Below are 22,177 nucleotides of genomic sequence, written 5' to 3'. Positions count from 1 at the left end.
CTGACTCATGCGACCACCAATCCAACGTCCAGCAGGTGGTCGACCAGTTCTGCTACGTCACGCCGCGCCGTTTCCGCATCGATGTCGAACTGAGCGAGCACCGCCGCGACGAGGTCGGCGCCGCTGTCCACGACCAGCGATGCGAACACTTCCGCCCCAACGGGATTCAGTCGCCAGTACTCGCCACGCTGGATATCGAGAATCACGCCCCCGTATTCCGTTCTCGTGAAAGACAAGCCAGGTCTCGGTGTCATGATATCCCCCTACTGTGCTGCGGTCCGATGAAACTTCGCTCCAGGTCGCGTAACCAGAGTTCGCAAGCGATCGTCGTATACATCGTTCCGTCTTCCAATTCGAACGAACTGGGGTTCGCGCACAACTGCTTCAGCTTCTTCGCATCGATGAGTCCGACACTGCCGAGCCGTGACTGTTCCCATAACGCGACGAGTTCGTCTCGGTGTTTTCGCAATCCGAGCTCGACGTCGTGCGAGCCGTCGTCTTTCGTCTGGCGTTGCAAGACCTCGTCAGGAACTATTCCGCGTACCGACGCCGCGAGCAGGGGTTTATATGTCCATGCGCTGACGCGGTGTCGGACATCCACGGACAGGGCAGCGGCGATTACCCTGTCGTCGAAATACGGGGCCGCCAACGGTGGTCCACCCGAAGCCAACGACATCTTATTCAACACGGCCACGGTTCTGGCGCCCTCGATGATCGTCTCCAATTCAACGTGACGTCCGCGCTCAGGTGCCAGCGGGGCGGCAGTGTATGCCATCCATCGGATTCCTTCGCTGATTGCTCGTGCGGCGACTTCGGTTGCCCAGCCGGGCAAGGCCGGCACAAGCGACCAGCCCAATACCGGTTTGCGCTTCTCGGGCATGCCGACGGCCGGGCTGGCATTATTCGACCACCACGAGCGGAAACCGGTCGGCTCGACGGCGTCGTACACCAGGTCACGCCATCGCCATCCACCCAGCGCGGCAAAGCCTCGCAATCCGTGCCATGCCGTGAACGGGCGGCGCCACAGCAGATCGCGATAGAGCGTGGGTAAACCGCTGAAGACGTGGTCACCGCCGTGACCGGTCAGGTGCACGCTCGGCCCGAAAGTCGACGCCAGACGGGCGATTGCGCCCATCCGACTTCTGCCGACGATCAGCGGCGACGGTTCGTTCAACCAGGTCGGCTCATCCGTCAGCCCGGCATATGTCAGCGGCAACTCGGACTCGGGGAGAATCGTGTGTTCGACCTCGGGCAGGTGCCGGGCGGCGCGCAACGCCCAGCCGATGTCCTCGTTCGCGGAGTCGCGTCCACGCGCTGTCAGTAGTTTGATCTCGGCAGGGCCTCGCGCGGCGATGAAACTCAATGATGTCGAGTCGTAGCCGCCGGAAAGTTCGGACGTTACCGTGCCGCCGCCAGTGGTGCGCGCAGACACCGCGCCGACGAGCCGGCGCCGAACCTCTTGCGCCCCCTCCGCTATGCCTCGAATCGGAGTGGTCGCTGTCGGGCCCTCGAGCGGCCGGGATGTCCCGTTCGGCGTGATGACCAGTCCGGTGCCGGGAGATATCGGCTCGATTCCCGCGAGCAACGGGCGCTGGGCGAGGTGATGGGGTATCGGCTCGAGTAGGTGGGCGGCAAGGGCGCTGACATCGAGCGCCCCTTCTACGAGGTGCTGTAGCGCGTGCACTGTGTCGGAGGCGATGTCGATTCCGTCGACTCGGGACCGGTACAGGCCGCGAGATCCATACGTGGAGCCATGGACATAGATGTCGCCACATAATTCGATGACGGAGTGAAAGGATCCATCGATGGCGTCGAGCACGGCGCGCCATCGGACTGCCGAGCTCACCGACGCGGCATACCCACGCACCGCATCGTCATCGATCAAGGCGTGGCCGAGTATGGCTACCCGCGCTGCGGGCCCGACCTTGTGAATGATCGGCCGGTCTCGGCAGTCGCCCACTATCCATGGCCGCCCCGAAGCATGTTCGGCGACTGTTCGACCCCACGGAAGAAGACGCCTGGCGATGCCCGCTCCCGCCGCATGGTCAGGGAGTACGACAAATCCTGTCCGGGCATCGCCAGTCATCTGTTAAACCTCCCCTGGAATTCTGATTACCGGATGAATTCGGATCAGATCATTCCGCGACGTCCGACGAAGAAGTCGGATTGCGTGGTGAAGACCCCGCCGGTCAGCGTACGGAAATCTCCGTACTTGGCGACGACCGGCTTCTCGTACGTCTTCTTCTCCGAGTTCTTTTCCATTTTTCTTTCCTTCCATTTATCGCACTCCCCCGTGGAGGCGTTCTCGTTCCGAGTCGGGTGACTCCGACTCGGAAGACTTGATCGCGTCCGTACAAGAATTTTGTCGCGTTTGATGTGCTGTCGCCGCATCGCAGTGGGCTTCAGCACATTTGCGAATCACTTCCCCTGATATCGTCTGTCGACGTGATCTCCGTCCCCGATCACTATTTTGCGCCGCAAACTAAAGCCGGTCAAGTGGTCGACCCGGAAAGTCACTCGTAACGCTCGGTAAAGCGCAAATTGGCAGTCGTGGCAGCGACATATCGTCAGAAGAATGGCAGACATGCCTGCGCGCATCACCGCCACGAGAAGCCGCGGCCGGTTTGACCGGCTACGGCTCTGCGAATCGCGGTCGCCGCGTCCGAACGCGAGAGGTCGCTGTGTTGTCAACTTACGGCGAGGATTACGGCGCCGAGCAGGGCCAAGCCGAAAGCAGTCAGGACGGCGAGCGCCAGTGCGCGAAGCAACCCTGGTCCAAAGGCCCGCGCGATGAGGTAGCCCGTGCCGCCACCGAGTGCTGCCAGCACGGGTCCCTCACCTTTGACGAGGTAGTACACCGATGCCATTGCCGCATTCCCGAACTCTTCGATGCCGCGAGCATCGTCACCGAACGGGATCGGAAACCGGTAGACCAGTCCGACCAGGGCCGCGGCGAGCGGAGCGGTCAGAACTGCGGTAATCAAACCCCACACTGCCACCGCACACAGCGCGGGCACACTCGTTCGACGTTCTTCGATCTGCATGCTTGCCCACTCTCTGGTCTCCGTAGGTGAATCGTAGAGTTTGCTGATCTTTCGTCAGGTTTTCGACCGTGGAGGCAGAGAGGAGCCGCTTCCTCGGTCGAGGTGGAGGGGGAGCAATAACGCCCGATCTCCGGGCATCACCGCAGGTGACGAAACCTTCGCGACTGGATCGCGCAGGATGTCATGCGATTTGGCTATAGAAACTCCGCTCGGTGAGCGAAAACATACACCAGGCAATCTCTTTACTCATGCTTTACCATGGGCGCTGCAAGCAGGTTCCATCGATCGAAGGGAAGCGCCATGAACGATCTGATCAAGACCCTCGCTCAAGATGCCAACTGGGAGAAGTGGGTCGAGGTGAACTCGGAGTCCGGGGCCAAGGACGGATGCATCTCCAAGGCGGGCTGCATCTCCTAGTCGCAGGCCGTGGGCCGGGCTGGTTGCTCGGCTCGGCCCAGGCTGCCCGGACACTATGACCGACACTCGTATCACGCGCCCGCTTCCGCACGAGTTCGTCGAGGCGACCCGCGACATCCCGTTCTATCGCGCATGGGCGGCGGCGAACTCCTTCCCGATCATCACGAAATCCGATCTCGCCGAGACGTTCCCGGATTCGTTCATGACCCCACAGGTCCGTTCCGCACTGGAAACCGGTGCGGCGCAGTATGTCTGGTCAACCGGTACCAATCACGCCCGCATGCCGCTCATCCGGCCTCCGCTGTTCTTGCTGAAGACCTATTACGCGGTGTGGCGCGATCATCCGGAGATCGGCGACACGTTCGCCGCTGGAGTGCCTCGGGTCTCTGTCACTACGCGGTTGGCGACCGACCATGTGGCGCGGGTCAACGAAGCCAAAGGTGGCGAGCCCTCCGATATCGCGCGGCGCTGGCTCGATGACCGGACGGTGTATGTCAACCAAGAGCTGGACCCGGCCTGCTGGTCGCCGTCGGCTATCGATCGGATGCTCGAAGAGATCGATGCGGTTCGCTCCGAAAAGGGCAGCGGCCGTTACCATCTCGACTGTTCGTCGTATCACGCCGCGTACCTGCTGCGTGCGGCGGGCGACCGGTTCCCGCACCCGGTCAGCGCCATCCACGGTTACGAATTCACGCCCCGCAACGTCCGCCGTTTCCTTGCCGAACGGCTCGGCTGCCCGGTCGTCGAGCTTTTCGGAAGTACCGAGCTCGGGTACCTGTACTACGGCGATACGCAGGGCCGCTACCACCCGCACCTGGTCGACATGGAGGTCGAGCTGCAGCCGATCCCCGGCAGTCGCGGTATCCACAGCCTGGTCGTATCGAGTATCCGCAACCCGTTCATGCCGTTGCTCCGGTACAACACCGGCGACTGTGTGCATACCGGCGACGGTTCAGCCGACCCGCGGCAGATCGTGCGATTCTGCGGCCGCGAGAAGGAACTGCTCGTCACCGACACCGCCATCACCTCGCAGGCGGAGCTCGACGATGTCATCGCCGACATCAGTCCGCAGGTGTTCGTCTACCAGCTGCGCGTCGACGGTTCGCAGGCGGAGCTGGCTTACACCACCTTCGACGGCGCGGCCCTCGACCGTGCGTCCGCCGATGAGCTGGCCGCTGCGGCAAGCGGATTGACCGGCACGACGGTGATTGCCGTGCATAGAACCCACATTGCGATCGGCAAGTCCGGCAAGTACGCCTGGCTTGTGCGCTGAAGGAGCATGCCGATGACCGAACAAGAGATTCTCGGCGACCTGTACGAGGAGACGGTTCGTTATGTGCGGGAACACAATCGGGTCGACGAGCCCACCGCCCGCATCCAGGTCCGCGAGGCGGTGCGTTACCTGACGCTGGTGTCCGCGCACCGCGACGAGCTCAGCGGTCTGTTCCTGCCCGTCGAGCAGGCGATCGACGAGGTGTGGCACTACCTCATCCTGCAGACCCGCGAATATACCGAACTGTGCGAAAACCGGCTCCCCGGCGGCTATTTCATCCATCACCGGTCGATCTCCTACGGTGACTACGGTCGGCAGCAGCCCTCGCGTGAGGTCATGATCGAGCAGTTCTTGCGCTGGATTCCGCTGTACTGCAGTAGGTTCGGCGAGTTCGACGCCGAAGGTGGCCGGTGGTGGACAATGGTGCGCTTCCTGAACGAGCAGATGGGCCACAGCCTGCACGAGATCTCGTCGCTACAACCGGTCGACGCGCCCGGCAGCTGATCGAAGACTCGCGAGGATCACCACGGCCGCCAACAGCACCTGCACCACCAGCACCGTCACCATGGCCGTCTGGTGCCCGGACGCCTGAACGACCACGCCGAACACCGTCCCGAGAACCGCTGCGCCCGTAGCGATGGAGACCTGCTGTGCGGTGAGCAGCACACCACCACCCATCCCGGCCAACTCGGCGGGCACGAGTGACAACATGTGCGCGTTCATCGAACCGAGCGTGATGCCCTGCCCGGTCCCGATCAACAGCATCGCCACGCATATCAGCGGCGCGTTCGCCGCGGTCACGCCGACCGCCATGCCTGCCAACCCGGCGCCTTGCACCGCCGCCCCCAACGCGATCGCCCGGACACCGAGCCGACCGCGGATTCGCGGCACCGCGAACGACGAAACCAGAAATCCCAGCGCCATCGGCGCGGTCAGCAATCCGGCGACGACAAGCGAATGTCCCAGCCCTTCCTGCAATGTTTGCGGCAGGGCATAAAGGAATCCGCCCGCACCCGCGAAGAACGGCAACATCAGGGCCAGCGCCCACCGCAGGTCGGGATTGCCGAACATGCCCTCCGGCACCACGGCCGCCTTACCCCCGGCGGCGCATCGACGCTGATGGGCGAGCCAGGCCCAGCCGATGGCAACCGTGGCCACCGCGAGGGCGATGGTCCCCGCGCCGAGGATGGTCGACATCGACAGTGTCAGTAAGAAAGACAGCACCGTCAGCGACAACAATGCCGCGCCGCGCCCATCGATATATTGACCGCGATTCGGTTCGGTATCCGGCACCAGGCGGGGCAACAGCAGCAATGCGATGACCCCGACGGGAATGTTGATCAGGAACAACCACCGCCAGGCGCCACCGCCGCCCGCGAGCTCGAGCAGCGCACTACCGCCGATGAGACCGACGAGCGCGGAAATTCCACTCATGGACGAATACCAGCTGATCGCCCGTTCGCGGCGGGCGCCGGCATGCGCGGTCACCAATCCCAGCACCTGAGGCATCACGAACGCCGCCGTGGCGCCCTGCAGTATTCGGCTTCCTACCAGCACTTCGAAACTCGGCGCCCATCCACAGAGCGCCGAAGTGACCAGGAATCCCGCGACCGACACCCACAGCACCCGGCGACGCCCGAAGCGGTCACCGACCCGTCCACCGACAATGAGCAGCGAACCGAATGCCGCGATATATCCGACCAGCACCAGACTCAGCAGCGCCGACCCTTGCTCGATACCGAAGTCGCGCCGGATGCCGGGTAACGCCACACCCGCGATGAAGGTGTCCATCATCGGTACGAACGCGCAAGCAAGAATCAGCAGAATTCCTGAAGTGCGCAATACTCGTTCGTCGTTTTTGCGTCCGGAGAAAGAACCGGCCGGAAAATTCAGGTTGCGCAACACCTGCGAGTATCTGCCCACCACCCGCCGAACGCTACCCGCAGCAGCAAGACTGCGCCGATCCGCAGGGCAGCAGGCCGCGTCGAGTCGATCTGTCGTGGTGCGGTGCCGAACCGACTCGAGCCGCACGACGACCGCGAAATCAGGACGGCGGCGGGGGTTGTTTCGATCGCCTACCGCTGGTCAAGTCCCGCAGCTTGTCGATCGCGGCTACCACCACCCCCGCCGTCTTCAGCACACCAGGCTTCGCGGGTGTCTCCGGATGTGGGCGAGTCGGTGCCAACTTTCGTGCGGCCGCCATCTTCCGTCCCAGCTCCGTCAACGTCTCGGGCCGCTCCGCCGCGGCGAAGCGCGGCCAGACTTGGCCCTGCTCGAAATCGATGTGCAGGCGCGCCGATGCACTGAACTCGGTGAGCGCCTCCTCGAATTCCGTACTGCCCACCGCCGATTTCTCTATCTGCTGCAGCAGCTCCTTGGCCGCCTCCTCCTGAGCGATCGCCTGATCCGCGAGCTCGTCCCCGTCGGGCAGTGTGCGCCGCACGGCAGGCCAGAAGAACTCCTCTTCCACCACCTCGTGTTGCGACGCCGCCATCACCAGGCTCGTCGCCATATCGCCTCGCGCGCGCAATCCAGCTTCACCGTCGCCGCGCCCGCGTTCGAGTGACTCGAGTATCCCCAGCAAGTTTTCATGATCGGCGCGGAGGAAGGCCAACGCATCCATGTCGTTGTTGTGCATGAACATCAACTCTTCTCAGAGTTCGGTCGAGGTCCGATATCGGACGCCTACCCCGGGAGTGCGCGCGAAAACCAGCGGGGAATTCTGTCTGTCTGAACGGTATTCGGCACCGGCACCTGCCGAGCGGCCGCGACTCATCCGTGTTGATCCGTGCCGCCGGTGACCTCACCGGGAGTCGGCTGGTTAGGCCGGAGACCGATCGTGCCGCGGGTCGCGATCGCTATGGCGAGTCCCGCGCTCCCCATAACCACGACGTCTATACACTGGAAGACCGGATTCAGAGCCGCCGCCTGCAGACCGTAGCTCACATTGGATACCGTGTGCGCCACGACCGCGACCATCGTGTTTCCCTGCGACGAGTTGTACAGCCAGCCGAGCACAAAGCTGAACCCTGTCGTGGAGACGATATACATCGCATAGTTCGAGTCGTACTGCGCTACAGCTGGATTCCACCACAGCGGTAGATGCCACAGCGACCACAGCACGCCGAGTATCAAGTTCGCGGACCAGGGCGGTAACGACGCCTGCAATCCCGGGAGCGCAAACGCGCGCCAACCGAACTCCTCATCGATACCGCCACCCAGCAGGAAGGTGAATACGAACATCGTCGCCAGTGCAGACATGCCCCTTATCAGGCCGGCACCATCCCACTCGGCGCCTATCGCCAGCTGGACCGGAATCGTGCCCAGCACCAGAACAGCTATCGGGACGGTCGCCAGACAATAGGACCGGCGCGGTGCCCGCCATCGAAAAGCGTTGCGCAGGAATAGTCGAACGCCCTGCCCGCCGAGCGCGCTACTCGAGCACACCAGGGCGGCCGCCACCGGGCCGAGGCCGCCGATGATCAGCAGGACCATCGGCGGTATGCCGGTGGCGACGATTTCTTGTTCGATGAGACCTGCCGGTATCCAACACGCCCAGGTGAACACGAAGGCCAGCACGAAGTATGCGACGAGGCGTTGTCGCGGTGCTGTACCGAGGTGCGTTTTCATCGACTGGCTTCCGTGCCGGGGTGCTGGCGCCTGCGAACCTATCGACCGGTGCCGCGAGCAGGCATCACTCTCGGGAGTGAACTGCACCTGGCACCGTCGATGGGCCGCAGGCCGCCCATCCCACCGGGGAACGATATGTCGGCCTGCGTTCGGGTTTGCGCATCTTTTGCGGAAACCGGGGTAGGACCATCACGTGTCCCCACTCTCCGATCACGCCGGCCGACGCAGCCGCACGATGGCTGCGGACCCGGACATCGTGCTGAACACTGCCGCGGATCCCGCCCGTGCCGCCGCATGGCTACCGATCACCCGGTCGGCCGAAGACGCGGCAGAGCACTACGAGATCAGGCTGAGTGCGGACGAGCACCTGGTGCGCTGGCGTCCGCACGGCGCCGACACGTGGTCGGGCTGGCTACGCGTGACCGAGTCGGGCGCCGGCGCGAGCGAGGCCGAGCTCGGGGTGCACGACAGCGGCGAGCTGGACGCCGATGCCTTGCGCGCTGCCCTCGACCGATCGCTGCACGGCCTGGCCGGTGAGGTCGAGCAGAACTTCAATGTCAGCTGAGTGAGCACCAGAGCCCGCGACGCGGGGGAGGTCGAGATGAACGCTGCGGACACCTTGTCGGCGGATGAATTGGCCGCGGCGTTCGCCCGAGCGTCCGGCTTGCTGTTGTCGACCGATACCGTGCACACGGCGCTACAGCTGATCACTTCGCTTGCCGCGCTGACGATTCCGGGCACGACAGGGTCGGGAGTCACCCTGCTGGACCAGCAGGGTGAACGGGTCACTGCCGCGGCCACCGACGCCATGGTCGAGCAGGCCGACGCGGAGCAGTATCGGTTGCGCGAAGGGCCGTGCCTGGCGGCGTGGGAGGAGCGGCGCGTCGTGCGGATCGATGACCTGCACACCGACGACCGTTGGCCGCAGTGGGCGGCGACGGCGGCGCGGATGGGCCTGCGTTCCTCGCTCAGCGCTCCGCTCGTGGCCGGCGAGACGCCGCTGGGTGCTTTGAAAGTCTATGCCGCACAACCGAACAGCTACGGTCCCGAGCATGAGCATTGGCTCACGCTGTTCGCCACCCAGGCCGCCATTCTGCTGGCGAACGTGCATACCGCCCGAGAAGTCGAGCACGCCAGCGAAGTGCTGAAGAAGAGCCTGCGCGGCCGCGAGGTGGTGGCGTTGGCCAAGGGCATCATCATGGCACGCGACGGCGTCGACGAGCGCGGCGCGTTCCTGAAACTCGCCGACTGGGCCCACGAGCACCGAACCACGTTGCAGCGCAGTGCCGAACGCCTCGTCAGCTCGACGGTCCGGCGGCGTCGGTGATGACATGAAACAGGACGATGCCGACCGGCAGCAGCGCAGCATCGCTATCGCACTGCAACGCGCCAGACTCAGCCCCGAGGAACTGTGGTTGCGATACTTCACTCTCGGCGGCGATGCGGGGATGGCGGAGGTGGACGCCTATTTGAACGGCCGCGGCTCGCTACCACCGCTGCAACGAGATGTGCTCGCGCACACCGTGAACGAGCGACTCGACGTGTTGAGCTGGTCGTATCGCGCGTCCTACTCCCGGCCGGTGCGGGAGGGCCGGCCGCGCGGGCCGATGCTGCGCGCGTTGGTGTCGCTGCTCGAGTCCGCCGAACTGGCTCCGCCGGATCGGTTGCCCGCCTTGGTCGACGCGGCCGGGCAGGTGCTCGACGTCGAGATCACGATGTACCTGATCGACTACGACCAGCGTTTCCTGCGCCCCGCCGACGCCGCCGATTCCGGCGACGGCGCGCTGGACGTGGACACCACGCTCGCGGGCCGCGCCTTCCGGGAGGTTCGTGTCCTGCCGCAGGACACACCGCGGCCCAGGCTGTGGGTTCCGCTGCTCGACGGCGTCGAACGTCTTGGCGTGCTCGAGGTGCGCGTCGGGGAGGTCGACGACTGTTACGACCCCGCCCTGCGTGCTCAATGCCGATGGCTGTCCTCGCTGGCCGGGCATCTGGCGACCGCGATGACGGAGTACGGCGACGCCCTGGATCGGGTCAGGAAGCCGACGGACCGCACCATCGGCAGCGAACTGATCTGGTCGTTGCTGCCGCCGCTGACCGCGGGCGTGGACAACTTCGTCGTGTCGGCGATCGTCGAACCGCGCCGCAGCAACAGCGGTGACGCCTTCGACTACGACCTCAGCGAGACCACCGCCCGGTTACTCGTCGTGGACGCCGTCGGCCATGATCTGCGCAGTGGTCTGATCGCGGCCACCGTGCTGTCCGCCTATCGCAGCGCCAGGCACGCGGGCCACGGCCTCTACGAGCAAGCCCAGGTGATCGACCGGGCGATCCGAGACCACTTCAGGGTCGGCACATTCGCGACCGGTGTGCTGGCCGAGGTAGACCTCGCTACCGGAAGGGTTCGTTATGTCAACGCCGGTCATCCCGCGCCGCTCATCATGCGGTCGGGCAAGGTCGTCAAACCCCTTGCGGCGGGCCGACGTCCACCCTTCGGGCTCGGGCGCGGCGAGTTGGTGGTCGGCGAAGAGTCGTTGCAGCCCGACGACTGGATCGTCCTCTACACCGACGGTATTACCGAGGCGCGCAACAGCAGTGGGGAGTTCTTCGGCGAGGGGCGCCTGGTCGACTTCCTGCGGCGGGAGGCGGCCGCCGGGCATCCGCCGCCGGAAACCGCGCGCAGGCTGATTCATGCGGTGCTCGCTCATCAAGAGAACATGCTGCAAGACGATGCCACCGTTCTGCTTGCTCGCTGGGACAACCACCGTACGAGGATCCTGCGTCCGCCGTCGCGACCGGGTCGATCGGCGGATGAGGACCACGACTGACTGCAACTATCTTCCGGAAGGGCGACTGTCACAGGATGTTTGGAGAATGCGTCTGCTCGGTCCGATGCGACGGTTACGTGCCGAAGGCGCGGTCGAGCTGATGGTCGAGTGCGGCCAAGGCGGTTTCGGCATCGATCCCGCCGACCATCAGGCGCATCATCAGTCCGTCGGTGAGCGATAGCAGGATGTCGGCTTCCCTGGCGGCGTCGCAGGAATCGCTTGCGGGACGGGCATTGCCGATCTGTTCGGCGACGAACCCGTGCAGCGAACGAGTGCCCTGCCGCAGCAGCTCGGCCATCTGCGGCTCCACCACCGCGCGGGCGAAAAAGGCTACCCACATGGGCATTTCGGCTTTGGCGTGGTCGCCGATCGGCATCATCTCGATGAGGAGCGCACGCACCAGCGAGCGGGCGTCCGGTGGTTGCGGCAAGGCCGAAAACGCTTGGGTGACACGCTGTTCGACGCCCTCGCTGATCGTGCCGAAAGCGAACAACAGCATCTCGTCCTTGGTCTTGAAGTAGTGCTGCACCCGGCCCATCGACACCCCCGCCTCGGCGGCGACATGACGCAGGCTCACGCCCTCGAGTCCGTGCGCGGCCGCCAATCGGCACACCGCGGCGGCGATCTGCTGGCGGCGCTCCTGATGGTCCACCTGTTTCGGCAAGGTTCTCCCTTTCGCAATGCGTTTGCATTGCCATAACTCACCAAGTCCGGTTACGATGCAACTGCATTGTAAAGAGTACCTGGCCGACTCCCGGGTCGGCCGAGGGGAGGCACCGACATGGCATCCGATCCGGAAATGGTGAAAGCAGTGATCACCGCAGGGGCGTTCATCGGCGGCGGATTGATGATGGGCGGTGCTGCGGCCGGCGCCTGCCTGGGCGACGGCTTCGCCGGCGGTCAACTACTCGCCGGAAGCACCAGGCAGCCCGAGGCCCAAAGCCGCCTCATGACACCGTTTCTCATCACCGTCGGCCTGGTGGAGGGTACCTACTTCATCAACCTCGCGTTCATGGCGCTGATCGTTTTCGCCACGCCGGGCACGTAGTCGCCACCCTCGAAACCCCCGCTCCCGGTTCGCGCGGGGGAAGGGGTGGAATGCGTTTCATCCGTGCCGTCTATCCGAAAGGAGTTGTCGCCATTTCGCTTCCAGCTCGTCTGCCGGCACCATCGGCGTGCATTGCTGGTCGAGCAGGGACAGCAGCTCGCGGCTCGCGGGGATCGGGATTCCGCCGCCTTCGCGAAGAATACCCATCAGCTCGATCTTATGGCCTTTGAACTCACCCGTAGATTTCAAGTAGGACAACAGATCAACCCACGTCGTGCCGCTTTCCATGAGCCGGCGAACCTCGGGGTAGACGACGCTCTGCTTGTGGTCTTCGGTCTCGAAATCGTCAGGAAACCTGTGGGTGATGATCCAGTACTCGTATTCTTCCCGTGACGTCGCACAGACTTGCCTGCCGTCGAGCGACATCGCAATGAACTCCGGCTGGTTCGTGATCGTCGCGATCCGAGATGGCAGCCTTTCGCCTACCGTGTCCCGGACGCAAAGCCAGCCCCCGCGGCTGCTGCCTGGTCCGGGAAGTACGAGGAGAAACTCGCCGGTGTCCGTGTAGAGAGACACCGCGTCGGCTTCGGCATGCCACAGCGTGTCGAGGTCGCCAGGCACCTCGCCCGATCGGTAAGGGACTGCGTACTTCGGCTTCACCTCCCCGCCGTTCACGGCCTGCATCGCCTGTCGAGGTGAAGGGACGCTTGTTATTTCATTGGTGCAGGCAAGGAGGTCGATTGCCGCCAGCGACTCGCGCAACTCTGCGGGCGGGGCATTGAGAGTGTTCATTCTCCATGCCTTTCGGGGCCAGCCGGTGTGTGGGGTCCACCTCTTCAATGGCGGAAGTGATGGTCGTCGCGTGGGCGGTCAGCCGCTGTAATGGTCGTACGCTTCGAACTCGCCGAAATCGTCTCGTAGCCAGCCTAGATCGCGCCAGGTCCCCGAGCCGTCCATGGGACCTTCGTAGACGATTTCCAGATAACTGCCGGGCTGGTCGTCGAGCCGCAGGCGGCGACCTCGGCTGTACAGGAACAGCGAGACGCTGACGCGCGGCTGTCCATCGGTGTATTGCATACCGAGCACTCCCTCCCAGGTGACCTGGAGGGATGGATTGGACGGCTCAGGGCCTCGCAGGAGGCAGGAGAATGCATCCTCCATTTCGCCCGCGTCGACCACGTTCACCTGCTCGCCGAGATGAGTGGCGAAACTGTCGGCGAGGGCGTTGATCGCCGACAGCCACCGGACTGGCGGGTTGTCCTCTGGGCCATCGTCTACCGTCACTGCCAGTCGTTCCTTTCCCAGCTCTCCCGGTTGGGAAACACCACTTCGTGGGCACCGTTATTGGTGCGGATCTCTACGTAATGCGGGTTGCCCGCCCAGTTATCCACTTTGACCCCCTTCGGCTTCGGGACACTCCTGTCGATCAAACCATAGGCCGTGATGACGGAGTTCTTGTTACCCGCTTCGGTGATTACCACGGAACCTCTGTTGGGGTCTCTGGAACCTTCCCGGTAGTAGACGTCGACCTCGCGGGTGTAGGGCTGACCGGTGATGTAATTCTCGCCATGGTAGGTCCCGGAGAAGATCCGATCCGGGTTGTTGAGGATGGAAGCCTGAACCTGGGGGGTGACGCGGTGTTTCGAATACGCGTGCCCTTCGTTGCCCCCTGGATATGGGGCAGGCGCACGTTCGAGCTCTCCTGGAGTGACCTGTCTATGGAAGTTCTCGAACCGCTCGCACGCTGTCGGTGTCAGACCGAGCGGGTCGATGAACCGGAGCGGGTTGACGCTGTACGCGTAGGGGTTTGGCGCGGGGGACAGGCCGAGCGGGTCAGGCGTGAGGTACTGACCGGTGTCCGGGTTGTAGTACCGGAACATGTTGTAGTGCAGCCCGGTTTCGGGGTCATGGATCTGTCCCGGGAACCGGAGCGGCGAGCTTGTTTTTCCGCGCCAGTGGGTCCGGCCCCATAGGTCGGCGCTTGCGGCGGCCGCCGGCTGGGCGGTACCGGGGTCTATCAGTTCTGTCGGGGAACCGACGAGATCGGTGATGATCGCGTAGAACTCGCGGTCGATCGTGGCCTCATCGGTGGTCTGGGTTAGCGGCGTGTGGGAACCGGGCTGGTACTGCCAGCGAATGGTGCTGGTATTGGTGGCCTGCTCGATGAGATGAATGCCGTCCCAGTGGTAGTCGACGCGCTCGAGGACGGTGCCGTCGTGGGCGAGGTGCTGTTTGGTGGTGCGGCGGCCGAGGGCGTCGTAGGTGTAGTGCCACCACTGGTTGTCCGGGGTCCAGACATCGGCGAGCTCACCGAAGGCGTTGTAGCGGTAGTGCCACACGTCGGGTTTGCGGGAGAGGCGGACGGTGGTTTTGCGGATCAGCCGACCCGCGGGGTCGTAGTGGTAGCGCGTTCGGCCGTCGCGAATGAGGAGGTTGTCGCGGTATTCGCGGCGACCGTCGTAGACCGGAAGATGCGGTGCGGCAGCGGGTGTCGAAGCCGATGGGGTGCTGGATACGGCGGAGTTGGTGATATTGCTGAGTGCGTCGTAGGTGTATCGCTCGGTGGGGGCGCCGTTCATGGCGACGGTGGTGATACGACCGGCAGCGTCGAGGCTGTAGTCGCGCTGTAGGAGGTCGTGCTGCGCGCGGTCGATGGTATGCGTGGTGAGGTAACCGTCTGCGCGATAAGTGAATTCGTCGCGACGGAGTCGGTGCGGGGCAGGCCGGACGGACAAGCCGGAGCCGAGAGACAGGGCTCGGGCGGGGAAAGCGGTCACCTCATGGTGGGTCACCTGACCCCGCGCGGTGATACCGCGGGTCACCGCAAGTTCGCCGACCCGCCAGCTGGTAAGCCGGCCGAGCGGATCGTAGTCGAAGGTGATGTCGTGGCCGTCGGCGCTGAGATGGTCCAAGCGGCCGGAGACATCGTGGTGCCAGGTGGCCACGGCGCCGGAGGGCGTGGTCCGGCGAATCCGGTGGCCGCGCTGATCATGCTCGAACAGCATCGGCTGCCGGGTGTCGACCTGCTCGGATGCCACGCTTCCGACTGCGGTGTAGGCGAATTCGAGGGAGTGCGTACGGTCCGCTCCGATGCCGTTGACCGCGGACAGGGCACGCCCCGCCGGATCGTAGGTGTATCGGATCCACTCGTCATCGGCGGCGATCTCGGTGACTCGACCGAGTATGTCGTAGCGGTGGCGGCGAGTTGTGCCGGTGGCCGGAGTGACCGCTCCGACTCGTCCGGCCCGGTCGTAGGTGTATCGCGTTGTCGCCCCGGCGTAGTCGGTCTCGGCGATAATCCTTCCGGCACTGTCGTATTCGTAGGTCCAGCTTTGCCCGATGGGATTGTGCACGGCGGTGATGCGGCGTTCGGAGTCCCAGGTGTATCGGGTGATCGAGCCGTCGGGGTCGATGCGGGAGTGCAGGAGATCGAAATCGCCATAGGACAGCTGGGTGACACCACCCGCGCGGTCGGTATGCGTGCGGATGTTGCCTTCGCCGTCGTGGGTCCACGATTCGGTGTGGCCGTCGGGATCGGTTCTGCGGAGCAGGTTTCCGGTCGGCGACCAGTCATACCGCGTTACTGCGCCGAGCGGATCGGTGATGTGGGTCGGTCGGCCTGCGGAGTCACGTCGGATGTGGGTCACCGCGCCGTCGGGCTGGGTGATTTGTATCAAAAGACCGGCTGCGTCCACCTGCATGGTGGTGCGGGCACCGTTGGATTCGACGATGGTGGCCAGGGCGCCGTTGGGGTGGTAGGTGAACTCGGTACGGTTTTCGGCGGGGTCGATGACGGCGGCGAGGTCGCCGTCGGTCGTCCATTCGCGGCGCGAGACGGAACCGTCGGGGAAAGTTATCTTGCTGGCCCGGTGGCGCCAGACGTATTCGACCTCGGTCGATTTCCCGTCGGGGCGAATGACTTCCGTTCGGTCACCCGCGTCGTTGTACACGTAGCGGGTGATTGCTCCGTCGGGCTCGGTGATGGTCAGTGGCCTGCGGTCGGCGTTGTAGTCGATGTGGGTGCGGGCGCCGGTCGGGTCGATGAGGTCGCGTAGTTGTAGTTCGCGGTCGAAGCCGTGGGAGGTGGTGGCGCCGAGGGAGTCGGTGACGGTGGTGAGGCGGCCGGTGCCGTCGGGGAGTTGCAGATAGTCGTAGTCGCAGTTGAGGATTCCGGCGGTGCCGCGTTGGAAGACGACGCGGCCGGATTCGTCGTAGGTGTTGACCATTTGGTTGCCGTTGGAGTCGGTCCACGATGTCATCCGGTGTTCGGCATCGTAGGTGTAGCGGGTTGCTGCTCCGTCGGCGTTGATCACTGCGGCCAAATCCGCGTCTGCGTAGATGAATTCCATTACCGGCGTGGCGAATTCGCCGAGGTCCGGATCGTCGGTGATCAGTGAGAGGCCGGTGATGCGGGCACGATCCGAGTGGATCCGGACGCGGTATCCGCCGGAGTGCGTTACCTCGGTCGGTACACCGTCGGCGTCGTAGTGGAAGCGGATGCGGTTGTGGTGTCGGTCGGTGATGGCGGAGACCGCGTAGTTGCCGAACTTGGCTTCGATGCCGTCCAATCCGAGCTCGGGGGCGAAGTGCCAGATCACCTCTCGCCGTTGATCTCTCACGCGGTAGCCGCCGGCATCGGTGCGGGTCAACGACCATTGCTGACCCTCGTTGAGCGGGTGCACGGGGACGCCGACCTCGGCGTGCGGGTAGGCGAGCATCATCGCGTTCTCGCCGATGAAGGTGACGCCTGCTTCCTCCACGACGATCCGGGCGTCCAACGTGCTGGACCAGGATGGGCTGAACCAGCGACCGAACCGGTAGTTCGAATGGTGTGCCCGCTGCAGGGTCAGCGGCAGGACGCCGGGGAGGTCGAGATCTGTTTCGGGGAGCAGGAATTCGCCGGTGCTGATGTCGACCGGGTCGGTGGAGCAGGTCTTCTGTTCCGGGGTGCGGTCGGATTCCGGGCCGGAGTCGCGGGCGTGCTCGTGGGCATTGCGGTCGGCGTCGGCTCGATCCTGCGCCGTGGGGTGGTCAGGGTCGGGATCACGGTCGCGGCCCGGTTGGCGGTCGTTGTCTGATTCGCGGTCCGGTTGGCGGTCGTTGTCGGGTTGGCGGTCGCGGTCTGGCTGGCGGTCGCGGTCGGGTTGGCGGTCGCGATCCGGTTCTCGATCGCGATCCGGGTTACGATCCCGCGACGGGTCCTCCGGCCCGTGCGGACGGTCGTTGCTGTCGCTGCGATCGGGAGACCGGTCCGGATCATGGTGTGGTGTAGGCGGTTTCGTGTCGCCGTCCGATCCTCGGCCGAAGGGCGGATCCGTATCCCGCTGCCGTCCCGGTGCATCCGGGTCGGTTCGCATCGGCGGGTCGGTATCGGCACGTGGGATGGGGTCTGGCGAGGACCGCGGGTGCGATGGCGAATCGGGATGCGTCGCGTCGGCGTGATTCGGGGATGCGTGGGAGGACGGGGCCGGGTCTACGAGGCGATCACTCCGTTCGGGGGCCAGGTTTTCTCGCGTTTGGCTCGGATCATGATCTGGCCCGCCGCGGTGCGGAAGATGCCGTCCTCCGGAGTGGCCGTCTGGGCGGTGTGGTTCGTCTTGTCGATTGTCAGGGTGCGGTCGAGGGTGTCCCTCGTCTCCCCGAACTGGTACTCCACCTCGTTCGGGTCGTTGCGAATCTGGTTGTAGTAGATCAGTAGTGCCATCGTTCGCTCCCCAGTGTGTGTCGTAGCGTTCGCCCGTTCGCGGCGGGATGTCGTTGGACCAGTTGTGGTTGGTGTTCGCGTGCGCGTGTGCATCCTGATAGGTCGACCCGGGATGGTTACGCAGGTAGGTGGACTCGGCGAGTTCGTGCCTGAGCAACACGATATCCGCAGGCAGTGGGCGACCGGAGCGCAGCCGGATCCATGCCTCGGCGATCGCCGGATCGGCGTCGAACCTGCGGTGCTCGAGGGTGCCGTCGTAGTCGACGATGGGATGTTCCTCACGGAACAGGTGTTGCTTGATCTGGTCGATGTCGGCGCGGGTGAAGGTCGAGCCGTCGGCATGCGGGTGATCGGCGAGAACCTGGGTGATGTCGTCGATGTCGCGATCGTGCCTGCGGAAATGGTCGTAGGCGTCCTCGGCCCATTCGAAGGCCGCGAAGTCGTCGCGGGGGCGAACTGCACCACCGGAATGCGCGAGCTCGGGATCGCGATCGTGGGGGGCGGGTTCATCGGTATAGGTGGTGTCTGGTCGGCCGTCACCGCGGTGGTCGGCCGAGGGATCCGTTGGTCGCCGTGGTGTGTCCGGGTCGGTTCGCATCGGCGGGTCGGTATGGGTGCGCGGCGGGGTGTGGTCCGGAGTCGGTGGCGCGTGCAATGGTGAATTGGGCTGCGAGCGGGCAGCGGGTGACGACTGCGGATCGGCGCGGCCCGCGGGTACCGGATCGCGATGCGGCCGTGCGACCGGCGCCTCCGGCTGGGGGCGGTTCGCGGGCGCGGGGTCCGGATTCGCGCGTCGTGCGGGTGAACGGTCGGGCTGGGGACGGGGCCCTGGTTCGGGACGCGCCGGGGCGTCGCTGTGTGGACGTACCGGATCGGGCTGAGGACGCGTTCCCGACGGGGAGTCCGCTTGTGTGCGCGGTTGCGGTGTCGGGCTATCGGCATGAGGTGTCGCGCCCGGATGCCATGCGGGGCCGGGGGTTGGTGTGGTGCTCGAATCCGGCGTTGCGGCAGGGCGGGCGTCCGGGGTCGGGTCTGTGCGAACCGGCGATGTCCCATCGGGATCAGCGTTTGCCGCGGGTGGTCGGTCGGCGGACGTGGTCGGCGTCGTGTCCGGTCGTGTGTCCGGCGTGTGGTCTGCGTCGGTACGAACCGGCGACGGCACATCGGACTTCGCTTGCGGAGACGGTGCCGGGTCGACGTCGGTGCGTGGGTTGGGTGTGGAGTCGACGTCGGTGCGGCTCGGTGTGGAGTCGACTTCGGTGCGTGGGTTCGGTGTGGAGTCGACGTCGGTGCGGCTCGGTGTGGAGTCCACTTCGGTGCGTGGGCTCGGCGTCGAATCGACTTCGGTGCGCGGTGACGGCGCAGTGTTGTCCACCGTCGAAGCCGGGCGAACCTCCTCGGGCCGAGGATCGATCCGCGTCGGCCCGGGATCCGGGTCCGGCCCGGGCCGGGTGGCAGGCGACGGCTCGGGATCCGCACGCGGCGGCGGTGCAGTGTNTCGCTGTGCGTGACAGGCGTGGGATCCGGGTCTGCCTGACGGGTGGGTGCCGGGTCCGCCTGACGGGTGGGTGCCGGATCGGGGGAGTTGTTTGCCGGACTGGACGACGACGGCTCCGAGCGCTGCGTGCTGGGCGGTTCGGACGTCGAGTTGTTGCCGCCGGTGTTCTCGGTCCGCGGGGCAGGGGACTCGGGTCGGCTGCTCGCCTGGACCGGGTTGTTCTCTGGACTGTGCCCGGTGTCGACCTGAGCGGGGCCGGGCCGCTGGGTCGTGTCCATCGACGCATGCGACGGCGTCCCGAACTGGCTTCCCGGATCAGGCGAGGACATCGAGTTCGGCGTGTGCGTGTTGGGCAGCCGGCCGAGGTCACCGAGATTGTCGGCACCGCGGGCGAGCCGACCGGCATCGGTCACCTTGCGCAGCGCGCTGAGCGCGACCTTGGCGCTACCGCCACCGCCGGTGGCCGCGGTGAGCAGCGCGTCACCGGTCAACGCACCGAGGAATTCGAACGGATTCTTTCGGGCATCGGACAGTATCGCGTTGACCGTCGCGCCCGGATCCGCCACTGCGACAACCAATCCCGTGCCGAGATTGGACAGCCCGGTCGCGTACTCGGCCGGATGGGTCAGGTTGTAGATGTCGGTCGGATTGACCTGGCGCACGAACTGCACGAGCCCGGTGAGACTGGTGAGCAGGCCGGAGGTGAAGTTCAACGCCCCGTGTTCGAGCACCCCGCCCATATCCGAGATATTGGCGATCCACCGGTCGGTGAATGGTGGTTCCTTGGGCGCCTTGTCGGTAGCGGCGGCGAAGGCGCTCACCGCGATGGAGGCACCGTTGTCGCGCTGAGTTCGTGCGCCGCGCAATATCTCTCGCGCCTCGTTGCGCATGCTGGTCCAGGTATCGACCAGCGTGGTCTGCGCCTGCTGTTCCCCGGTGAGCGAGTTCCACCAGTTCTTCTGCCTGCGTTCCTCCGCGTCGGCGGCCTTCCATTTATCGATGGCGTCGGCGGCTTTGTCCTGCGCGGTTTTCACCTCGTTGTGCCAGGCCTCCATGGCCTTGGCCGCCGAGGTGAACGCGTCGGCGGCGTCGAACCACAGTTTCGGCTGCTTGTCGTAGATCGCGTTGAACGCGTCCGCGCCTTGGCCGGACCAGTCGGCGGCGTCGATCTGTTTGAGCGCCTGGCCGGTGGAGTCGATGGCGGTGGCCATCTTCTGCAATGTCTCTGCGGTGGAACTGATTTCGGACGGCTCGCCGCGGACGAGTTCCTTGGGATCCTCGGTCTCACCGAGTTGCTCCTCGTCGACGGCGCCACCGGTGCCCGAGGCTATGTTGTCGCCGAGGTCGTCCAGTCCTTCGGCGAGGTCGTCCAGGCCGACATACTTCGCGCCGTCGGACAGGACGTCCAAACCGTCGTCGATGACCTGGCCGGCGCCTTCGACAACTTTCTCGACGCCCTTCTCGATCGCATCGCCGATATCGTTGACGACATCCCAGAGTCCCAAGGCTACTTGCCCTCTGCATCCTTCATGATTTTCGCCGCCTGCTCCGACGCGCCGGTGTTCCAGCCGGGTGTCTGACCGGTGAGCAGACTGCCGGTGACGGGGGAAATATTCGCGAAGGCCTGCGGGCCGACCGCTTCGATCACCTTGAAGTTCGTCTGTATCGTCTTGTTCGCTTTCTCGAACGACTGCATGCTGTAGTCCGCATTGCGAATATGGTTGAACGAGTTGTCGGCGAACGTATCTCCCCACGACCGCTTGGTGATTTGTTCATCGGTCAGGTGCGGGTTGCCCGCCAGATGCGTCCACATCTTCTTCAGCATGCCCTCGGCTTTGGCGTCCATCTCGTGATACCGACCGGCCGCCAAACCCAGCGTCTTGGCGATCGAGTTGCCTGCCTGCACCAGTGCGCGCACGCCCCAGGACCACCGCTCGGTGAACTCCTCGAAGGTCTTCTGGACCGTGTGCTTGCCCGCCTCCATCGTCGACAGCGTCAGCAGCGAGAACCCGCGCCCCATGTTGCCGGTTTCGCCGATGCCCATGCTCGACAGCTCACCGATGGTGGCTTGGATCCCTTTAGCGGCTTGCTGCAATACCGCAGGGTCGAGCTTTACCTGCTGCGTCACGACGCCCCCTCGATTCGGTTGTTACTCGGTTACTTCGGGCGGAAATGCCATGGGGGTCGACCCGATGATGTCGACCGCGACGCCGGTGGGCTGGTCTCTCGACTCGGCGTAGTCGAGCAGCCGCCGGCCCGACAGCGTGTGATATCGATACTCGCGCTCGGCCTCGATGCCGCCCTCGGTCAGGTAGCCGCGCGTCATCATGAATCGGGCGTACTCCTCGATGCTGGTGAATGCACACAGCCAATCGATGCCGCCCAAGTGCGAAATAGTGACGCGCTCCTCGTCGGTCACCGGCACGAACAGCGCCGCCTGGCGAAATGCGGCCTGTAAGGCTTCCGGCTGACCGAAACCGGCATAGAACGCGTGGATTTCACTGCGCAGAGTATCCCGGCCGTCGGTGTCGGACATCCCCCGAACCTTCCCTGTGTGCACTGTCCGCTGAACGAGCTCATCAAAGTGTAAGCATGCCCGCCGGTGCACCGGATACGCCAGGTGTTTGCCATTGCTCCCGCAGTTTCCGTGGTGCAGCCGGTCTGAGCTGGGATGCAATGCCGGTCGACACGTTCTGGCAATTTTCGGGCATTGGCTGATGCCAATGGAACTGGGG

22 protein-coding genes and 1 pseudogene are annotated in these 22,177 nt (G+C 64.8%); 8 read left to right on the top strand and 15 right to left on the bottom strand.

Annotated features, from left to right (window positions below; translation table 11 throughout):
* Nucleotides 1–5 precede the first annotated feature (5 nt).
* The 4 genes from DBO33_RS24775 to DBO33_RS24760 all read right to left on the bottom strand — a co-directional run bounded on the left by DBO33_RS24775 (nt 6) and on the right by DBO33_RS24760 (nt 3,044).
* Entirely contained in the window at nt 6–254 is a 249-nt protein-coding gene (locus tag DBO33_RS24775; protein ID WP_107657194.1) for a lasso peptide biosynthesis PqqD family chaperone, read from the bottom strand.
* A complete protein-coding gene (locus tag DBO33_RS24770; protein WP_159080477.1) occupies nt 251–1,885 on the bottom strand; it encodes an asparagine synthase-related protein in 1,635 nt (544 codons plus the stop codon). The genes DBO33_RS24775 and DBO33_RS24770 overlap by 4 nt, the downstream gene beginning before the upstream one ends.
* A 245-nt stretch (nt 1,886–2,130) precedes the next feature.
* Nucleotides 2,131–2,262, bottom strand: a complete 132-nt coding sequence (locus tag DBO33_RS43000) for a keywimysin-related RiPP (RefSeq protein ID WP_159080476.1) — start codon at nt 2,260–2,262, stop codon at nt 2,131–2,133.
* Nucleotides 2,263–2,687: 425 nt separating this feature from the next.
* Nucleotides 2,688–3,044: a hypothetical protein gene (locus DBO33_RS24760; protein WP_107657191.1), complete on the bottom strand. Its 357-nt coding sequence runs from the start codon at nt 3,042–3,044 to the stop codon at nt 2,688–2,690.
* A 472-nt stretch (nt 3,045–3,516) separates the two neighbouring features.
* Between DBO33_RS24760 and DBO33_RS24755 the strand changes: the two genes are divergently transcribed.
* Both DBO33_RS24755 and DBO33_RS24750 read left to right on the top strand, forming a co-directional pair.
* Nucleotides 3,517–4,734, top strand: a complete 1,218-nt coding sequence (locus DBO33_RS24755; protein WP_107657190.1) for a hypothetical protein — start codon at nt 3,517–3,519, stop codon at nt 4,732–4,734.
* Nucleotides 4,735–4,746: 12 nt separating this feature from the next.
* Nucleotides 4,747–5,238, top strand: coding sequence for a glycine-rich domain-containing protein (locus DBO33_RS24750; protein ID WP_199856747.1), 492 nt, complete (start codon nt 4,747–4,749; stop codon nt 5,236–5,238).
* On the opposite strand, the gene DBO33_RS24745 is transcribed toward DBO33_RS24750, so the two are convergent.
* From DBO33_RS24745 to DBO33_RS24735, 3 genes are all read right to left on the bottom strand, one after another.
* Nucleotides 5,209–6,660: an MFS transporter gene (locus DBO33_RS24745; protein WP_107657188.1), complete on the bottom strand. Its 1,452-nt coding sequence runs from the start codon at nt 6,658–6,660 to the stop codon at nt 5,209–5,211. The two genes, DBO33_RS24750 and DBO33_RS24745, sit on opposite strands and share 30 nt — an antisense overlap.
* Before the next feature lie 118 nt (nt 6,661–6,778).
* On the bottom strand, nt 6,779–7,378 hold the full coding sequence (locus DBO33_RS24740; protein WP_325050738.1) for a hemerythrin domain-containing protein: 600 nt from the start codon (nt 7,376–7,378) through the stop codon (nt 6,779–6,781).
* A 128-nt stretch (nt 7,379–7,506) separates the two neighbouring features.
* Nucleotides 7,507–8,364 carry a type II CAAX endopeptidase family protein gene (locus DBO33_RS24735; protein WP_107657187.1) on the bottom strand — a complete coding sequence of 286 codons (858 nt, stop codon included), beginning with the start codon at nt 8,362–8,364 and terminating at the stop codon, nt 7,507–7,509.
* Nucleotides 8,365–8,599: 235 nt separating this feature from the next.
* Here DBO33_RS24735 and DBO33_RS24730 point away from each other — a divergent pair, with 235 nt between their 5' ends.
* The 3 genes from DBO33_RS24730 to DBO33_RS24720 are packed head-to-tail and all read left to right on the top strand — an operon-like array spanning nt 8,600 to nt 11,192.
* Nucleotides 8,600–8,929: a hypothetical protein gene (locus DBO33_RS24730; protein WP_107657186.1), complete on the top strand. Its 330-nt coding sequence runs from the start codon at nt 8,600–8,602 to the stop codon at nt 8,927–8,929.
* The gene (locus DBO33_RS24725; RefSeq protein ID WP_234391016.1) at nt 8,930–9,691 is read left to right on the top strand and encodes a GAF and ANTAR domain-containing protein; all 762 of its coding nucleotides are present in this window, start codon (nt 8,930–8,932) and stop codon (nt 9,689–9,691) included.
* Nucleotides 9,692–9,695: 4 nt separating this feature from the next.
* Nucleotides 9,696–11,192 (top strand): PP2C family protein-serine/threonine phosphatase, encoded by a 1,497-nt coding sequence (locus DBO33_RS24720; protein WP_107660566.1) that lies wholly within the window; start codon nt 9,696–9,698, stop codon nt 11,190–11,192.
* A gap of 73 nt (nt 11,193–11,265) precedes the next feature.
* Here DBO33_RS24720 and DBO33_RS24715 read toward each other — a convergent pair whose 3' ends face one another.
* Nucleotides 11,266–11,856 carry a TetR/AcrR family transcriptional regulator gene (locus DBO33_RS24715; protein WP_107657185.1) on the bottom strand — a complete coding sequence of 197 codons (591 nt, stop codon included), beginning with the start codon at nt 11,854–11,856 and terminating at the stop codon, nt 11,266–11,268.
* A gap of 135 nt (nt 11,857–11,991) precedes the next feature.
* On the opposite strand from DBO33_RS24715, the gene DBO33_RS24710 reads away from it, so the two are divergent.
* The gene (locus DBO33_RS24710) at nt 11,992–12,240 is read left to right on the top strand and encodes a F0F1 ATP synthase subunit C (RefSeq protein WP_107660564.1); all 249 of its coding nucleotides are present in this window, start codon (nt 11,992–11,994) and stop codon (nt 12,238–12,240) included.
* Between the two features lie 57 nt (nt 12,241–12,297).
* Here DBO33_RS24710 and DBO33_RS24705 read toward each other — a convergent pair whose 3' ends face one another.
* The 4 genes from DBO33_RS24705 to DBO33_RS42995 form a co-directional block, all read right to left on the bottom strand.
* Complete coding sequence (locus DBO33_RS24705) at nt 12,298–13,032, bottom strand: hypothetical protein (protein WP_159080475.1); 735 nt, start codon at nt 13,030–13,032, stop codon at nt 12,298–12,300.
* A gap of 78 nt (nt 13,033–13,110) precedes the next feature.
* Nucleotides 13,111–13,524, bottom strand: coding sequence for a hypothetical protein (locus DBO33_RS24700; RefSeq protein WP_107657183.1), 414 nt, complete (start codon nt 13,522–13,524; stop codon nt 13,111–13,113).
* Nucleotides 13,521–17,597 carry an RHS repeat-associated core domain-containing protein gene (locus tag DBO33_RS24695; protein ID WP_107657182.1) on the bottom strand — a complete coding sequence of 1,359 codons (4,077 nt, stop codon included), beginning with the start codon at nt 17,595–17,597 and terminating at the stop codon, nt 13,521–13,523. Before DBO33_RS24695 ends, DBO33_RS24700 begins: the two co-directional genes overlap by 4 nt.
* Nucleotides 17,598–17,713: 116 nt before the next feature.
* Nucleotides 17,714–17,944 carry a hypothetical protein gene (locus DBO33_RS42995; protein ID WP_159080474.1) on the bottom strand — a complete coding sequence of 77 codons (231 nt, stop codon included), beginning with the start codon at nt 17,942–17,944 and terminating at the stop codon, nt 17,714–17,716.
* Between the two features lie 112 nt (nt 17,945–18,056).
* Between DBO33_RS42995 and DBO33_RS42990 the strand changes: the two genes are divergently transcribed.
* A complete protein-coding gene (locus DBO33_RS42990; RefSeq protein WP_159080473.1) occupies nt 18,057–18,605 on the top strand; it encodes a hypothetical protein in 549 nt (182 codons plus the stop codon).
* 903 nt (nt 18,606–19,508) lie between these two features.
* Complete coding sequence (locus DBO33_RS42985; RefSeq protein ID WP_159080472.1) at nt 19,509–19,691, top strand: hypothetical protein; 183 nt, start codon at nt 19,509–19,511, stop codon at nt 19,689–19,691.
* A 587-nt stretch (nt 19,692–20,278) separates the two neighbouring features.
* Here the strand turns inward: DBO33_RS42985 and DBO33_RS44740 are convergent.
* From DBO33_RS44740 to DBO33_RS24680, 3 genes and pseudogenes are all read right to left on the bottom strand, one after another.
* Nucleotides 20,279–20,851: pseudogene (locus tag DBO33_RS44740) on the bottom strand (putative T7SS-secreted protein); the annotation flags it as partial.
* Nucleotides 20,852–20,949: 98 nt separating this feature from the next.
* Entirely contained in the window at nt 20,950–21,570 is a 621-nt protein-coding gene (locus DBO33_RS24685; RefSeq protein ID WP_107657180.1) for a type VII secretion target, read from the bottom strand.
* Nucleotides 21,571–21,591: 21 nt separating this feature from the next.
* The gene (locus DBO33_RS24680) at nt 21,592–21,978 is read right to left on the bottom strand and encodes an SseB family protein (protein ID WP_107657179.1); all 387 of its coding nucleotides are present in this window, start codon (nt 21,976–21,978) and stop codon (nt 21,592–21,594) included.
* Nucleotides 21,979–22,177 lie beyond the last annotated feature (199 nt).

The organism is Nocardia suismassiliense (assembly GCF_900269665.1).
Classification (GTDB): domain Bacteria; phylum Actinomycetota; class Actinomycetes; order Mycobacteriales; family Mycobacteriaceae; genus Nocardia; species Nocardia suismassiliense.
Note: the sequence above shows the minus strand (reverse complement) of the source record. Positions and strands in the feature narration are given on the sequence as shown.

Bases quoted from the DNA above. Each gene is read 5' to 3' on its own strand.
- DBO33_RS24775 (WP_107657194.1), bottom strand. From the start codon at position 254: ATGACACCGAGACCTGGCTTGTCTTTCACGAGAACGGAATACGGGGGC.
- DBO33_RS43000 (WP_159080476.1), bottom strand. From the start codon at position 2,262: ATGGAAAAGAACTCGGAGAAGAAGACGTACGAGAAGCCGGTCGTCGCC.
- DBO33_RS24760 (WP_107657191.1), bottom strand. From the start codon at position 3,044: ATGCAGATCGAAGAACGTCGAACGAGTGTGCCCGCGCTGTGTGCGGTG.
- DBO33_RS24755 (WP_107657190.1), top strand. From the start codon at position 3,517: ATGACCGACACTCGTATCACGCGCCCGCTTCCGCACGAGTTCGTCGAG.
- DBO33_RS24750 (WP_199856747.1), top strand. From the start codon at position 4,747: ATGACCGAACAAGAGATTCTCGGCGACCTGTACGAGGAGACGGTTCGT.
- DBO33_RS24740 (WP_325050738.1), bottom strand. From the start codon at position 7,378: ATGTTCATGCACAACAACGACATGGATGCGTTGGCCTTCCTCCGCGCC.
- DBO33_RS24735 (WP_107657187.1), bottom strand. From the start codon at position 8,364: ATGAAAACGCACCTCGGTACAGCACCGCGACAACGCCTCGTCGCATAC.
- DBO33_RS24730 (WP_107657186.1), top strand. From the start codon at position 8,600: ATGGCTGCGGACCCGGACATCGTGCTGAACACTGCCGCGGATCCCGCC.
- DBO33_RS24720 (WP_107660566.1), top strand. From the start codon at position 9,696: ATGAAACAGGACGATGCCGACCGGCAGCAGCGCAGCATCGCTATCGCA.
- DBO33_RS24710 (WP_107660564.1), top strand. From the start codon at position 11,992: ATGGTGAAAGCAGTGATCACCGCAGGGGCGTTCATCGGCGGCGGATTG.
- DBO33_RS24705 (WP_159080475.1), bottom strand. From the start codon at position 13,032: ATGAACACTCTCAATGCCCCGCCCGCAGAGTTGCGCGAGTCGCTGGCG.
- DBO33_RS24695 (WP_107657182.1), bottom strand. From the start codon at position 17,597: ATGCGAACCGACCCGGATGCACCGGGACGGCAGCGGGATACGGATCCG.
- DBO33_RS42995 (WP_159080474.1), bottom strand. From the start codon at position 17,944: ATGGCACTACTGATCTACTACAACCAGATTCGCAACGACCCGAACGAG.
- DBO33_RS42990 (WP_159080473.1), top strand. From the start codon at position 18,057: ATGGTTACGCAGGTAGGTGGACTCGGCGAGTTCGTGCCTGAGCAACAC.
- DBO33_RS24680 (WP_107657179.1), bottom strand. From the start codon at position 21,978: ATGTCCGACACCGACGGCCGGGATACTCTGCGCAGTGAAATCCACGCG.